This window comes from Halomonas sp. H5 (genome assembly GCF_050613175.1).
Lineage (GTDB): Bacteria > Pseudomonadota > Gammaproteobacteria > Pseudomonadales > Halomonadaceae > Bisbaumannia > Bisbaumannia salifodinae.
This window is the reverse complement of the sequence record NZ_CP192510.1, coordinates 4,096,019-4,109,976: the sequence shown is the minus strand read 5'-3', so window position 1 is coordinate 4,109,976 and position 13,958 is coordinate 4,096,019. Positions and strand designations below refer to the sequence as shown.

The following is a 13,958-nucleotide window of genomic DNA, read 5'->3' as shown; positions in this document are numbered from 1 at the left end:
GGCTTCCCGGGTGTCACACTCAGGTCGCCAGTGGGTGCGCTGGGCGGCGGCGTTCCAGGTACTGGCCGGCCAGGAAGACCCCCAGGCCACCGGCGGCCAGGCCGGCCCCCACCAGCCCGGAGGCGGACCATACCGCGCCGGCCTTGATGGTCATCGCGGCCAGCCAGGCGCCCAGGGCATTGGCGCAGTTGAAGGCGGCGTGGTTCATCGAGGCGGCCATGGTCTGGGCGTCGCCGGCCACGTCCATCAGCCGGGTCTGCAGCGCCGGCCCCAGGGCCATGCTGGTGCCCACCAGGCCGACGAACAGCAGCCCGGTGACCAGATGGTTGGCGGCGAAATAGAAGCCCCCCTGCACCAGGAGACACCACACCAGGATGCGCGGAATCGCCTTCATCAGGTGGCGGTCGGCGAGCCGGGCGCCGACCAGGTTGCCGAGGATGCCGCCGATGCCGAAGATTGCCAGCGCCCAGGGGCCCACCGATTCGCGCATGCCGGCCTGGCTGGCCAGGGTCGGCACCACATAGCTGAACACCGCGAACATGCCGCCGAAGCCGATGCTGGCGATGCCTAGGGTGACCAGCACTTGCCGCTTGACCAGGGCGCCGAGCTCGCGGCGCGGACTGGCCTGGGCGTCACGGGGCTGGGACGGGACCCAGAGGCGAATCAGTAGCGCGGTGGTCAGGGCAATCCCGCCGACGCCGATAAAGGCGCTGGGCCAGCCCAGCCACTGGCCGGCCCAGGTGGCCAGGGGCGCGCCCACCACGATGGCCCCGGTCAGCCCCAGCATCACCCGGGCGATGGCCCGGGCGCGCTGGTCGATGGGCACCGCCGCCGCGGCCACCAGGGCGGCGACGCCGAAGTAGGCGCCATGGGGCAGGCCGGCCAGGAAGCGCAGGCCGACGAAGGGCCAGAAGGCGGTGGCCAGGGCGCTGGCGATATTGCCGACGGCGAACACCAGCATCAGCAGGATCAGCAGCAGGCGACGCGGCATCCGGGCGGCCAGGGCGGCGATCAGCGGGGCGCCGACCACCACGCCCAGGGCATAGCTGGAGATGGCATAGCCTACGTCGGCGGTGGCCACCTGCAGGTCGGCGGCGACCCGCGGCATCAGGCCCATGATCACGAACTCGCTGGTACCGATGCCGAAGCCGCCCAGCGCCAGGGCGAACTCGGCCAGTCGGGGACTGCGCGCCGTGGCGCCGGAAGGGGAAGGTGACGTCATGGGGCCTCCAGAAAAGCGAGCGACCCCGGCGAGGGCCGGGGTCGTGTAGTAATAATACGAAAGTGTAAGGCAAAGGCTGTTAGGAAGCGAATTGTCTTTTCCCGGTGAGTCGCGGTAGGCCCCGGGGTTGCGGCCCCGAATCAGGACGTCCGAGCCACGGCCCCGGGGGCGCCCCGGCGGAGGTGGCTCAGCCCCTCCGCGATCAGTTCCAGGACATATTGGCCCGCCACCGAATTGCCGCTGGTATCGAGGGCCGGTGACCAGACGCAGATCGACAGCTCGCCGGGGACGATGGCGACGATGCCGCCGCCGACGCCGCTCTTGGCCGGCAGGCCCACCCGGTAGGCGAAGTCGCCGGCGGCGTCATACATGCCCGAGGTGAACATCAGGGCATTGATGCGCTGGGCCATGTCGTTCGGGATAAAGGGCTGGCCGCCGGCCTGTGTCACGCCGTCCGCGGCGAGGTAATTGAAGGCGATGGCGAGATCGCGGCAGCTCATGCGCAGGGCGCAGCCGGCGAAATAGGTCTCCAGCACCGCATCCACCTCATTGTTCAGGTTGCCGAAGGCCTTCATCAGATAGGCCGCGGCGGCGTTGCGGGCGCGGTGCTGCCATTCCGAGGCGAGGACCTCCCGGTCGATCAGCACCGAGGGATTGCCGGAGAGATGCCGGGCGATGTCCTGGAGATGCTTCATGGGCGTGGCGAAGGCACTGACCAGGTGATCGGTGACCACGATGGCGCCGGCATTGATAAAGGGGTTGCGCGGTTTGCCCCGCTCGCTCTCCAGCTGCATCAGGGAGTTGAAGGGCATGCCCGAGGGATTGAGCCCGACCCGCTGCCAGAGCGCATCCCCATGGCTGCGCAGGGCCAGGCTCAGCAGCAGCACCTTGGAGAGGCTCTGGATCGAGAAGGGCTCCTCGGCATCGCCGGCACTGTAGAGGCGCCCATCCCGGGTGCACAGGGCGATGCCCAGGCGATCGGCGGGCTGGGTGGCCAGGGCCGGGATATAGTCGGCGACCCGGCCGCCGCCGAGCCGGCTGCGAGCCCGGCGTTCGATGGATTCCACCCAGGCCTGCAGGGACGACGCGTCGCCGAGGTCGAGGCTCGGCGCGCAGAGAGTGGCATTCATGGAGAGGGTGTCCTCGAAGGAGAGAGGGCCCGGCGGGCGCCGGGCCCCTCGTTACCGACTACTGGGGGGTGGCGGGGGAGGGCGCGGCGGCCGGCTGGCGATCCTCCGGTTCGAGGGCCCAGGCGTCCGGGTCGATCTCCAGGTCGGCGAACTTCTCTGCCGCGAAGGTCGGCCGTTTCACCCCGGCGCCCAGCTGCTCATCGAAGTCGCGCATGAAACGCAGTCCCGGCTTGATCAGCAGGATCAGGGCGATCAGGTTGGCCAGTGCCAGGAAGCCCATGGTCACATCGGCGAAGGCGAAGACGGTGCCCAGGTTGGTGGTCGCCCCCCAGGCGCACAGGCCGATGACGGCGATGCGGAAGGCATTGAACAGCAGGCCATTCTGGCGGCTGAGGAAGTTGAGGCTGTTCTCGCCCAGGTAGTAGTTGTAGAGGATGGTGCTGAAGCCGAACAGCAGCAGGGCGATGCTGACGAAGCTGCGTCCCCACTCGCCCACATGATCGGCGAGGGCGGACTGGGTCAGGGCCACGCCATCGACGCCGGCGCCCAGGGCGGGGTCATAGGCGCCGCTGAGCAGGATGATAAAGGCGGTGGCGGAGCAGATGATCAGGGTGTCGATAAACACCGAGAAGGACTGCACGATGCCCTGGTTGACCGGGTGCGGCACATAGGCCACCGCGGCCACGTTGGGGGCGCTGCCCAGGCCGGCCTCGTTGGAGAACAGGCCGCGCTTGACGCCCATCAGGATGGCGGCGCCGATGCCGCCGCCGACGGCCTGCTCCAGGCCGAAGGCGCTGTGCACGATCAGCAGGATGGCGTCGGGAATCAGGGCCACGTTGAGGGCCAGTACCGCGATGGCGATCACCAGGTAGCCGACGGCCATGATCGGTACCAGCACCTCGGTGACCCGGGCGATGCGCTTGACGCCGCCGAAGATGATCAGCCCCACCAGCACGGCCAGGGCGATGCCGGTGTAGTGCACCGGGATGCCGAAGGCGTCGCCGACGGAGGTGGCCACGGCATAGGACTGCAGGGCGGTGAAACCGAAGCCGAAGGTCACCAGCAGCAGGATCGAGTAGAGGGCGGCGAGCCAGGTCCAGCGACTGCCCAGGCCCCGGGAGATGTAGTAGGCCGGGCCGCCGCGGTAGGTGCCGTCGGGCTCGGCGCTCTTGTAGGCCTGGGCCAGGGTGCACTCGAGGAAGCTGGTGGCCATGCCCATCAGGCCCACCACCCACATCCAGAAGATGGCGCCGGGGCCGCCCAGGGTGATGGCCACCGCCACCCCGGCGATATTGCCACCGCCGACGCGGCCGGCCACCGACAGCAGCAGGGCCTGGAAGGAGCTCAGGTGGCCATGGGCATTACGCTTGAAGGCGTGGCCGGCACCGAGGATGCGGAACATGCGGCCGAAATAGCGGAACTGCACGAAGCGCGACAGCAGGGTGAAGCCGATACCGACCGCAATCAGCAGGGCGATCAGCACCTTGCCCCAGAGGAGATCGTTGATCAGATCCAGCATGGGGCACCTCCGGCGACGAGGGTGAGGGGGATCGGGGAGGCGATCACCGGCCGGGCGATCGGGGACGTTGTTATTGGCATGGTGGGGCGAACCTCTTGCTCGGAATGTCGGGGCTTCCTCAAGGGAGCCATCCTGTTATCAGCAAGTCGCGTGCCAAGTCGCCGAACTGTTTATAACTTTCTGTATTAAAAAGTATTTTTGATGGTCTGGCGGGACGGGGAGGCGGGGGAAGGGGTATAACCCGACGTCCTGGGTAGTGCCGGGAGTTTCTGCAACTATCTGAAAATAAAGCGCTTAAAGGAGTTATAACCCAGGTTATAAGTGGCCGGGGGTTATAGGGGGTCGCCATCGTCCTGGCGGCGCCGCTTGAGTCGCTTGCTCAGCGCCGGCTGGGAGATGCCCAGCAGGCGCGCGGCGAGGGACTGGTTGCCCTCGGCGCGGCGCATCGCCTCGCTGACCAGCAGGTCGGCCACCTCGTGCAGGGTGGGCAGGGGCTCGTCCGGGGCGAAGACCGGCCGCTCCCGCGCCTCGGCGGCGGGCGCCTGCCCGCCGCCCTGCTCGATGGCACGCTTGAAGGCCTCCATGGAGAGCATGCGGCTGCGGTGCAGGCTCATGGCATCGAAGGCCATGGCACGCAGCTCGCGGACATTGCCAGGGAAGTCGTAGTTGGCCAGCAGCACCGGCAGTTCCGGTGGATAGCTCGGCACCGACTTGCCCAGCTCCTCGGCGGCCTCGGCCAGGAAGTGGTCCAGCAGCAGGGGCAGGTCCGGCTTGCGCCGCCGCAGGGGAGGAATCAGCACCTGGTGGGTGCGCAGCCGGTAGTAGAGGTCCTTGCGGAAGTCGCCGGCCTGTTGCTTGGCGTGCAGGTCGCGGTGGGTGGCCACCACGATGCGGGCGTTCAGGCGCTTGGGGCGGTCGCTGCCCAGCGGATAGTACTCGCCCTCCTGGAGCAGCCGCAGCAGCTTCACCTGGGAGGCCAGGCTGAGGTCGCCGATCTCGTCGAGGAAGAGGGTGCCCTCGGCGGCCTGCTCGATCATGCCGGCGCGGGCCTGGTCGGCGCCGGTGAAGGCGCCACGCTGGTGGCCGAACAGGGTGTCGGCGAAGACGTTGTCGTCGAGCCCCGCCACATTGACGCTGACCAGCGGGCCCGGGCGGCCGCTGAGGCGATGCACGGCGCGGGCCACCAGCTCCTTGCCGACGCCGCTCTCGCCGCAGATCAGCAGCGGCTGGCGGCTCGGCGCCACCGACTCCAGGTACTGGAAGACCGCGCGCATGCCCTTGTCGGCGGTGATGATCGGCGCGAAGGCCTCGGGGTGCTCCAGGGTATCGTCGAGAAAGCGCTGGCGTAGCGCCTGGTTCTCGAGCTTCAGCTCCTGGAGGCGAATGGCGCGCTTGATGCCCTCGATCAGGCGGCGCTGCTCGTCGGTCTTGACGAAGTAGTCGAAGGCGCCGTTCTTGATGCAGTCGACGGCGGTCTCCACCTGGTTCATGCCGCTGATGACGATGACCCCGACGTCCGGGTGCTCCTCGACGATTCGCGCCAGCAGCGCCTCCCCGGAGAGGTGCGGCATGGTCAGGTCGAGGGTCACCAGGCCGATCGGCTCCCGGGCCAGGAGTTCCATGACCCGGCGCGGATCCTCGCAACGCTGCAGATGGGTGATGCCGGCGCGCTCCAGGGCGATGCTCAGGCCGCGCAGGTAGGAGGGCTCGTCGTCCACCAGCAGGACGCCGAAGTCGGGGTAGCGGTTGTCGGTCATGGGCGCTTCCTCTGGCTCGTACTCGGCGGCGGATCCCCCACCGGCAGCGACAGGGTCACGGTGGTGCCTTCCCCCGGCCGGGAGGCGAAGGCCAGCGCGCCGCCATGCTCATGGACGATGCCGGCGGAGACCGAGAGCCCCAGGCCGGTGCCGCCGCACTCCCGACGGGTGGTGAAGAAGGGGTCGGTCAGGCGGTTCAGGGCCTCGGCGGGGATGCCACGGCCCTGGTCCGCCACCTCCAGGATCACCCGGCGTTCGACGCTGTCATGCCGGGTGCTCAGGCGAATGCCCTGGTCGCGGTGCTCCAGGGCCTGGCAGGCATTCAGGACCAGGTTGATCGCCACCTGCTCGATGCGCTGGGTATTGCCGCGCACCGCGGGCAGGTCCGCGGCATAGTGGGTCTCGAAGCGGTCGGTGGCCTGGCGGATCGAGTTGTCCACCAGGCGCGTGGCGGTGCGCACCACCTGGTTGAGGTCCAGGGCGTCATCCAGGTCGCGGCTGTCCTGGCGGGCGAAGTCCTTGAGGTCGCCGACGATGCGCTTGATGCGTTGGGTGCCCTCGAGCATCTCGTCGAGCATGGGCGGGATCTCGTCGCGCATCCGCGAGTAGGGCAGGCCGCCGAAGGAGAAGTCGCCGTGCTCCCGATAGTGGGCCTCGAGGATCGGCCGGGCGTCGTCGTAGGCGTCGCGCAGCACCGGCAGGTTGAGCAGCAGCAGGCCGCTGGGGTTGTTGATCTCGTGGGCCACGCCGGAGACCAGGATGCCCAGGGAGGTCATCTTGTCGGCCTGGATCAGCTGCTGCTGGCGCTGGCGCAGCTCCTCGGTGTGGGTGGCGACCTGGCGCTTGAGCATGCGGTTCCACACCACGATGCCGCCCAGCACCAGCAGCAACAGGCCGGAGAGCACGGCGCCGATCAGGCCGATGCGCTTCCAGGGGATGCCCTCGGCCTGCTCCAGGGGGCCGAGCCAGCGATCATAGATCGCCTGGTGGCGGCCGGTATTCTTGAGGATGGCGAGCCCCTCGCTGAACTGGGCCAGCAGGTCGGCGTTGCCGCGCTGCACCGCATAGCCGTAGCGCAGCGAGAAGGGCCGGGCCACCGGCTCCAGGTTGGTCAGCCCGAGCTCGCGGCTCAGGTAGAGCGCCGGCAGGTTGGCCACCAGGGCGTAGTCGTGCTGGCCGGCGGCCAGGGAGCGCAGGGCGTCGGCATGGGTATCGGTGGTGATCGGGCGGATATCCAGGTCCTGCTCGAGCAGGAAGTCATGCATGATATCGCCGCGCTGGACGATCACCTCCTGGCCGCGCAGGGCCTCGAGGCTCTCCACCGGGGGCGTGCCGCGGCGGGCGAAGATCGACTGGTGGACGATGGCATGGGGCGGGGCGAAGTCGAAGGCCTGGGTACGCGCCTCGGAATAGGACATGCCCTGGAGGATATCGATCTCGCCGCTCTCCAGGCCGCGACGCACCTCGCTCCAGGTCGCCAGCTCGATGCGCACCTCGAGGCCCATCACCTCGGCGATAGCCCGGGTCAGCTCGACGTTGTAGCCGGCCGGCTGACCCTCGTCGTCGAGGAACTCGTAGGGCGGATGGTAGCGATCCCCGCCCACCACGATCACCGATTCGGCCTCGCCGGCCTGCCCCCGGGCCGCCGCCGGCAGCACGGTGAGCAGCGCCAGCAGCAGCGGCAGGAGGTGGTGGGTGGCGAGGCGTGGGCGGGCGATCATGCCGGAGTCACTCGATATTCTGGATCTGCTCGCGCATCTGCTCGATCAGCACCTTGAGTTCCACCGCGCAGCGGGTGCTTTCGGCCACCACCGACTTGGAGGAGAGGGTGTTGGCCTCGCGGTTGAGCTCCTGCATCAGGAAGTCGAGGCGGCGGCCCACGGGCCCCTTCTGGGTCAACTGGCGCTCCACCTCGGCCACGTGGGTCTCCAGGCGATCGAGCTCCTCGTCCACGTCGGCCTTCTGGGCCAGCAGGGCGATCTCCGCCTCCAGGCGCTGGGGCTCCAGCTCGGCCTGCAGGGCGGCCAGGCGTTCCTGGAGCTGGTGGCGCTGGCGCTCGAGGATCGCCGGCAGCAGGCCGCGCACCGTGGTGACCTGCTGGCGAATGCCGGCCAGGCGGTCGCGGATCAGCTCGGCCAGCTTGGCGCCCTCCCGGGCGCGGCCCTCGATCAGGTCGTCCACCGCCGCGGCGAAGAGGGCGCTGGCCTCGGCCTTGATCGCCTCCAGGTCCGGGTCGGCGGCCTCGACGACGCCGGGGTGATCGAGCAGTGCCAGGGCGTTCGGCATGGGGGCATCGGGAATCTCGGCGCGGACCTGCTGCAGGGCGAAGCTCAGGGCGGCCAGGCGTTGACGGTTGATGGTCAGCGCCTCGCCCTCGCCGGCGGGCTCGAAGCGCAGGCTGCACTCCACCTTGCCCCGGGCCAGGCGGCGGCGCAGGGTCTCGCGGAAGGCCGGCTCCAGGTCGCGGAGGCTGTCGGGAAGGCGGAAATGGGGCTCCAGGTAGCGCTGGTTCACGGAGCGCAGCTCCAGTTGCAGGCTACCCCAGTTGGCGTCCCGGCTCAGCCGGGTGAAGGCGGTCATGCTGTGAACCATGGGAACTCCTGATGGCGGGCGCAGGGGGCGACAGTGTAACCGATTAAGGGTGTAGAATGACCGCCCTGCCAGAGGTTCCAGGGCCATTGTCGTTGGCATGGCTCGGCCCAGAGATTTCACCCGAAGATGAGAGGTTCTATGCGCCCCAGCGGACGACAGCCCGACCAGCCCCGCGAGATTCGCCTGACCCGGGACTACACCCGCCACGCCGAGGGCTCGGTGCTGGTGGAGTTCGGCGACACCAAGGTGCTGTGCAACGCCAGCGTCGAGGCCGGGGTACCGCGCTGGCTGCGCGGCAAGGGCCAGGGCTGGGTCACCGCCGAGTACGGCATGCTGCCCCGGGCCACCCACACCCGGAGCGGTCGCGAGGCGGCCCGGGGCAAGCAGGGCGGCCGTACCCTGGAGATCCAGCGGCTGATCGGCCGCTCGCTGCGTGCCGCGGTGAACCTGAAGAAGCTCGGCGAATTCACCATCACCGTGGACTGCGATGTCATCCAGGCCGATGGCGGTACCCGCACCGCCGCCATCACCGGCGGCTGCGTGGCCCTGGTGGACGCCATCCGCTACCTGCAGCGCAAGAAGCTGATCAAGTCCGACCCCTTCCATCAACTGGTGGGCTCCATCTCGGTGGGGCTGTTCAAGGGCCAGCCGGTGGTGGACCTGGACTACCCGGAGGACAGCGCCGCCGATACCGACATGAACGTGGTGATGACCGAAGGGGGCGGCCTGATCGAGGTGCAGGGCACCGCCGAGGCGGGCCAGTTCAGCCGTGCCGAGCTCAACACCATGCTGGAGCTGGCCGAGGGCGCGGGGGCGACCCTGTTCGCCCGCCAGCGCGAGGCCCTGGGCATTCGCGACTGATTCCGGCCAGACAGGCGACCGCTGAAACGCATCACGCCGGCTGAGTCAGCCGGCGTGATAGGGCCCCGGAGGGGCGGCGACGGAGGCCTGGGTCACAGCGTCAGGTCATATTCCACGATCAGCGGCGCGAACTCCGAGAAGGTGGCGTCGTGGTCGATCCAGGCGTCGACCACATGGCGGCGGAAGTTGGGGCCCACCACCTGGTAGTCGAGGCGCCAGCCCTCCTGGCGGGAGCGCGGCACCTCCTGGTCGAGCCTGGGCCACCAGGTGTACTCGCCGGCGTCGCGGTTGATCTCGCGGAAGGTGTCGATAAAGCCGGTGGGGCCGAACAGCTGGTCCATCCAGGCCCGCTCCTCGGGCTTGAAGCCCGGGGTGGTCTGGTTATCGGCCCAGTTCTCCAGGTCGATGGTCTTGTGGGCGATGTGCCAGGTGCCGCAGATGATGTACTCGCGGCGCTTGCGGGCCATCTTGGCCAGGTACTCCTGGTACTGCTCCATAAAGGCCTGCTTGGCCTGGGGGTCGCTGCCGTCGGGCATCAGGAAGCTGACGATGCTGAAGCGATCGTAGTCGGCCTGCAGGAAGCGCGCCTCATTGTCGCACTGGGGGAAACCCAGGCCGTACATGATCGCCTTGGGGATCTTGCGGCAATAGATCCCCACGCCGGAGAAGCCATCCTCCTCGGCGTCCAGGAAATAGCCCTCGTAGCCTTCCGGGTAGAGGATGCTATCGTCGAGCTCGAAACTCTTGGTCTTCAGATTCTGCACGCAAACGACATCGGCGTCCTGATTGGCCAGCCAATCCAGGAAACCGCGGCTCACCGCTTCGCGGATGCCGTTCACATTAATGGTCGCGATCTTCATCACATAGTCCCTTTACCGTCGCGCGTGTATGATACCTGACGTTTCGACGTTTGGGTAAATGGCCCGTACCGATTAACCATGATAGGGGGAAGCGTGGCGGACAGCATGCAGCCATATCAGCGAGAATTCATCGAGTTCGCCATCCAGCAGGGCGTCCTGCGCTTCGGCGAGTTCACCCTCAAGTCCGGGCGGGTCAGCCCCTACTTCTTCAATGCCGGCCTGTTCAAGAGTGGCGCGGCCCTGGCGCGCCTGGGCCGCTGCTATGCCCAGGCCATCGCCGACAGCGGCCTCGACTTCGATGTGCTCTTCGGGCCCGCCTACAAGGGCATCCCCCTGGCCGCCACTACCGCCGTGGCCCTGGCCGACGGCCATGACCGCGATACCCCCTTCGCCTTCAATCGCAAGGAGGCCAAGGATCACGGCGAGGGCGGCAATATCGTCGGCGCCGACCTGGCGGGTCGCATCCTGATCATCGACGACGTCATCACCGCCGGTACCGCCATCGGCGAGGTGATGCAGTTGATCGATGCCGCCGGCGCCAAGGCCGCCGGGGTGGTGATCGCCCTGGATCGCCAGGAGCGCGGCAAGGGCGAGCAGAGCGCCATCCAGGAAGTGCAGGAGCGCTACGGCATGCCGGTGGTAAGCATCGTCACCCTCGACCTGGTGCTTCAGTACCTGGAGGAGCACGCCGGCGAGGAGCTCAAGGCTCACGCCGCGGCGATTCGCGACTACCGGGCCCGTTACGGAATTCAGGCCGACTGACACGGCCTCGGCAAGCAAGGAAAACGAGTCTCCCATGAAAATGATCCCTTCCCTGTGGGTCGCCGGCGCCCTGGCGCTGGCCGCTGGCTCCCTGTGCCAGGCCGCCAGCCTGGACCTTAACCTGAGCGGCGATGCGGTGCAGTTCGAGACCAATGTCGAGGTGACTCCCGGCATTCAACTGGGCGCCGGCGTGCTGGACAGCGACTACCGCGGCGATGCCACCGCCTGGCACGGCCAGCTGCTCGGCGTGGAACGAGCCCGCGACTACGAGATCGCCGTCGGCGCCCGCTGGACCCAGGTGGACAGCGACTTCGGCGACGGCGGCGGCCTGGGCCTGGGCGGCTACGGCTATGCCTACCTGCCCCAGGCGCCGGCGGTCTCCCTGGGCGGCTATGGCTTCTATACCCCCGGCGTGGTCAGTAATGGCGACCTGGACGATGCCGTCGAGTACGGGGTACGGGCCCGCTATGCGGTGACCGCCAACGTCGACGCCTACCTGGGCTACCGCCGCTTCCGGGCCGATTTCGATCACCCCGGCATCGGTACCCGGACCCTCGATAGCGGCGTGCACGGCGGCGTGCGCCTGGTCTTCTGATCCCCTCCCGTCGCCAGCCGTCGTTGCCTCGGGCCCCGTCATGGGGCCCGAGCGCGTTTGGCCGATGATCGTTTCAGGAAGCGCTTATGCTTGATGTGGTGCTCTACCAGCCCGAGATCCCGCCCAACACCGGCAACCTGATCCGCCTGTGTGCCAACACCGGCTTCCGGTTGCACCTGATCGAGCCGCTGGGCTTCATGCTGGACGACAAGCGGCTGCGCCGCGCCGGCCTCGACTACCACGAGTGGGCGCGGGTGCGGGTGCATCCCGGCTGGGAGGCCTTCCTCGAAGCGGTGGCGCCGGAGCGGCTCTTCGCGGTCTCCACCCGCGGCGGTACCGGTTACCACGAGCCCCGCTACCGGGAAGGCGACGCCCTGGTGTTCGGCCCCGAGACCCGCGGCCTGCCCCAGGCGCTGCTGGATGCCCTGCCCGAGTCCCAGCGGCTGCGCATTCCCATGCGCGAGGACAGCCGCAGCCTCAACCTCTCCAATGCCTGCGCGGTGCTGGTCTATGAGGCCTGGCGCCAGCTGGGCTTTCCCGGGGCTAGTCTAGCCGGGCCCGAGCCGTCCGGCGGCCCCAAGGAGTAAGCGATGTCGATTCAACAGCGGCTGGCCAAGCTCAACCCCCGCCAGCGGGAAGCGGTGCGCTATATCGATGGCCCCTGCCTGGTGCTGGCCGGGGCCGGCTCCGGCAAGACCAGCGTGATCACCACCAAGATCGCCTACCTGGTGCAGGAGTGCGGCATGAGCGCCCGGCGCATCGCCGCGGTGACCTTCACCAACAAGGCCGCCCGGGAGATGAAGGAGCGGGTCGGCCAACTGCTCAAGGGCAAGGAGGGCCACGGCCTCACCGTCTCCACCTTCCATACCCTGGGCCTGACCATTATCCGCAGCGAGCTCAAGACCCTGGGCTACAAGGCGGGTTTCTCGCTGTTCGACCCGGACGATGCCAAGGCGCTGCTGCGCGACCTGATGAACAAGGACGCCCAGGTGGATGCCGACCAGATCAACCGGGTCCAGGCCACCATCTCCAACTGGAAGAACGACCTGATCCTGCCGGGCCAGGCGCTGTCCCACGCCGCCGACGAGGACGAGCTGTTCGCCGCCCGGGTCTATGAGGCCTACAACCGCCACCTCAAGGCCTATAACGCGGTGGACTTCGACGACCTGATCCTGCTGCCGGTGGTGCTGCTGCGCGACGACCCGGAGGCCCTGGCGCGCTGGCGCAAGCGCATCCACTACATGCTGGTGGACGAATACCAGGACACCAACGTCAGCCAGTACCTGCTGGTCAAGCTGCTGATGGGCGAGCGCCAGACCTTCACCGTGGTGGGCGACGACGACCAGTCGATCTATGCCTGGCGCGGCGCCCGCCCCGAGAACCTGGTGACCCTCGGCGAGGACTTCCCGCGGCTGCAGGTGATCAAGCTGGAGCAGAACTACCGCTCCACCGGCACCATCCTGCGCGCCGCCAATACCCTGATCGCCAACAACCCCCACGTCTACGACAAGACGCTGTGGTCGGAGATGGGCCCCGGCGAGCCGATTCGCGTGGTGGTCAACCGCCACGAGGAGGCCGAGGCGGAGCGGGTGGCCAGCGAGATCCTCACCCGGCGCATCAAGGAGTCCGCCGAGTGGCGCGACTTCGCGGTGCTCTACCGGGGCAACTTCCAGGCCCGGCTGCTGGAGCTCAAGCTGCAGCACTACCAGATCCCCTACAAGCTCTCCGGGGGGACTTCCTTCTTCTCGCGCAACGAGATCAAGGACGCCATGGCCTACCTGCGCCTGCTGATCAATCCCGCCGACGATAACGCCTTCCTGCGCATCGTCAATGTGCCACGCCGGGAGATCGGCCCCGGCACCCTGGAGAAGCTGGCCAACTACGCCACCGAGCGGGGCGGCTCGCTGTTCGCCGCCTGTCAGGAGATGGGCCTGGCCGAGCTGCTGCCGATCCGCGCCGTGGAGCGCCTGGGACGCTTCACCCACTTTATCGAGGCGGTGCGCCGGCGCATGGACGGTGGCGATGCCATCGCCGCCATCCGCGAGATGATCCGCGAGATGGATTACGAGGCCTGGCTCTACCAGAACGCCAGCGCCCCGACCATCGCCGAGCGGCGCATGGCCAACGTCTGGATCCTGATCGATCAGCTCGAGAAGTCGATGGGCCGCGAGGAGGAGAGCAGCGCTTCCGAAGAGACCGAGACCGATGGCGTGGAGGCGGCCATCTCGCGGCTGGTGCTGCGCGATATCCTCGAGCAGCAGGCCGAGGAGGACGACTCCGACCGGGTCCAGCTACTGACCATGCATGCCTCCAAGGGCCTGGAGTTTCCGCATGTCTACCTGATGGGCCTGGAGGAGGAGCTGTTGCCCCACCGCAATGCCATCGAGGCGGGCACGGTGGAGGAGGAGCGGCGCCTGGCCTATGTGGGCATCACCCGGGCCCGCCAGACCCTGACCCTGACCCTGGCCCGAAGCCGCAAGGCCTATGGCGAGCTGATGGACTGCACGCCGAGCCGCTTCCTGGACGAGCTGCCCGCCGACGACCTGGAGTGGGAAGGCCGCGCCGACAAGGAGGACCCGGACAAGAAGCAGGCCCGGGGGCAGGATGCCATCGCCGGGCTGCGCTCTTTATTGGGCTAAAGGCTCCTTGTTGGGCTAAGG

12 protein-coding genes are annotated in these 13,958 nt (G+C 68.2%); 5 read left to right on the top strand and 7 right to left on the bottom strand.

Annotated features, from left to right (window positions below; all coding sequences use genetic code 11):
- Positions 1–19 precede the first annotated feature (19 nt).
- The 6 genes from ACQ1W9_RS18985 to ACQ1W9_RS18960 form a co-directional block, all read right to left on the bottom strand.
- Positions 20–1,222, bottom strand: coding sequence for an MFS transporter (locus ACQ1W9_RS18985; RefSeq protein ID WP_431024695.1), 1,203 nt, complete (start codon positions 1,220–1,222; stop codon positions 20–22).
- A 140-nt stretch (positions 1,223–1,362) separates the two neighbouring features.
- Entirely contained in the window at positions 1,363–2,352 is a 990-nt protein-coding gene (glsB, locus tag ACQ1W9_RS18980; protein ID WP_431024694.1) for a glutaminase B, read from the bottom strand.
- Between the two features lie 58 nt (positions 2,353–2,410).
- Entirely contained in the window at positions 2,411–3,871 is a 1,461-nt protein-coding gene (locus ACQ1W9_RS18975) for an alanine/glycine:cation symporter family protein (protein ID WP_431024693.1), read from the bottom strand.
- Between the two features lie 332 nt (positions 3,872–4,203).
- Complete coding sequence (locus ACQ1W9_RS18970) at positions 4,204–5,628, bottom strand: sigma-54-dependent transcriptional regulator (RefSeq protein WP_431024692.1); 1,425 nt, start codon at positions 5,626–5,628, stop codon at positions 4,204–4,206.
- Complete coding sequence (locus tag ACQ1W9_RS18965) at positions 5,625–7,349, bottom strand: transporter substrate-binding domain-containing protein (RefSeq protein ID WP_431024691.1); 1,725 nt, start codon at positions 7,347–7,349, stop codon at positions 5,625–5,627. The genes ACQ1W9_RS18970 and ACQ1W9_RS18965 overlap by 4 nt, the downstream gene beginning before the upstream one ends.
- 7 nt (positions 7,350–7,356) lie before the next feature.
- Positions 7,357–8,220, bottom strand: coding sequence for a YicC/YloC family endoribonuclease (locus ACQ1W9_RS18960; RefSeq protein WP_431024690.1), 864 nt, complete (start codon positions 8,218–8,220; stop codon positions 7,357–7,359).
- A gap of 138 nt (positions 8,221–8,358) precedes the next feature.
- On the opposite strand from ACQ1W9_RS18960, the gene rph reads away from it, so the two are divergent.
- A complete protein-coding gene (gene rph / locus ACQ1W9_RS18955) occupies positions 8,359–9,081 on the top strand; it encodes a ribonuclease PH (protein ID WP_431024689.1) in 723 nt (240 codons plus the stop codon).
- A gap of 92 nt (positions 9,082–9,173) precedes the next feature.
- On the opposite strand, the gene ACQ1W9_RS18950 is transcribed toward rph, so the two are convergent.
- Positions 9,174–9,941, bottom strand: coding sequence for an exodeoxyribonuclease III (locus ACQ1W9_RS18950; RefSeq protein WP_346060772.1), 768 nt, complete (start codon positions 9,939–9,941; stop codon positions 9,174–9,176).
- A gap of 105 nt (positions 9,942–10,046) precedes the next feature.
- On the opposite strand from ACQ1W9_RS18950, the gene pyrE reads away from it, so the two are divergent.
- The 4 genes from pyrE to rep all read left to right on the top strand — a co-directional run bounded on the left by pyrE (position 10,047) and on the right by rep (position 13,937).
- Entirely contained in the window at positions 10,047–10,703 is a 657-nt protein-coding gene (pyrE, locus tag ACQ1W9_RS18945; RefSeq protein ID WP_431024688.1) for an orotate phosphoribosyltransferase, read from the top strand.
- A gap of 34 nt (positions 10,704–10,737) precedes the next feature.
- Complete coding sequence (locus ACQ1W9_RS18940) at positions 10,738–11,298, top strand: YfaZ family outer membrane protein (protein WP_431024687.1); 561 nt, start codon at positions 10,738–10,740, stop codon at positions 11,296–11,298.
- Between the two features lie 86 nt (positions 11,299–11,384).
- Complete coding sequence (trmL, locus tag ACQ1W9_RS18935) at positions 11,385–11,885, top strand: tRNA (uridine(34)/cytosine(34)/5-carboxymethylaminomethyluridine(34)-2'-O)-methyltransferase TrmL (protein WP_431024686.1); 501 nt, start codon at positions 11,385–11,387, stop codon at positions 11,883–11,885.
- A 3-nt stretch (positions 11,886–11,888) separates the two neighbouring features.
- On the top strand, positions 11,889–13,937 hold the full coding sequence (rep, locus tag ACQ1W9_RS18930) for a DNA helicase Rep (RefSeq protein ID WP_431024685.1): 2,049 nt from the start codon (positions 11,889–11,891) through the stop codon (positions 13,935–13,937).
- The last annotated feature ends 21 nt before the right edge of the window (positions 13,938–13,958 follow it).

Bases quoted from the DNA above. Each gene is read 5' to 3' on its own strand.
- glsB (WP_431024694.1), bottom strand. From the start codon at position 2,352: ATGAATGCCACTCTCTGCGCGCCGAGCCTCGACCTCGGCGACGCGTCG.
- rph (WP_431024689.1), top strand. From the start codon at position 8,359: ATGCGCCCCAGCGGACGACAGCCCGACCAGCCCCGCGAGATTCGCCTG.
- ACQ1W9_RS18950 (WP_346060772.1), bottom strand. From the start codon at position 9,941: ATGAAGATCGCGACCATTAATGTGAACGGCATCCGCGAAGCGGTGAGC.
- ACQ1W9_RS18985 (WP_431024695.1), bottom strand. From the start codon at position 1,222: ATGACGTCACCTTCCCCTTCCGGCGCCACGGCGCGCAGTCCCCGACTG.
- pyrE (WP_431024688.1), top strand. From the start codon at position 10,047: ATGCAGCCATATCAGCGAGAATTCATCGAGTTCGCCATCCAGCAGGGC.
- ACQ1W9_RS18965 (WP_431024691.1), bottom strand. From the start codon at position 7,349: ATGATCGCCCGCCCACGCCTCGCCACCCACCACCTCCTGCCGCTGCTG.
- ACQ1W9_RS18940 (WP_431024687.1), top strand. From the start codon at position 10,738: ATGAAAATGATCCCTTCCCTGTGGGTCGCCGGCGCCCTGGCGCTGGCC.
- ACQ1W9_RS18970 (WP_431024692.1), bottom strand. From the start codon at position 5,628: ATGACCGACAACCGCTACCCCGACTTCGGCGTCCTGCTGGTGGACGAC.
- trmL (WP_431024686.1), top strand. From the start codon at position 11,385: ATGCTTGATGTGGTGCTCTACCAGCCCGAGATCCCGCCCAACACCGGC.
- ACQ1W9_RS18960 (WP_431024690.1), bottom strand. From the start codon at position 8,220: ATGGTTCACAGCATGACCGCCTTCACCCGGCTGAGCCGGGACGCCAAC.
- rep (WP_431024685.1), top strand. From the start codon at position 11,889: ATGTCGATTCAACAGCGGCTGGCCAAGCTCAACCCCCGCCAGCGGGAA.
- ACQ1W9_RS18975 (WP_431024693.1), bottom strand. From the start codon at position 3,871: ATGCTGGATCTGATCAACGATCTCCTCTGGGGCAAGGTGCTGATCGCC.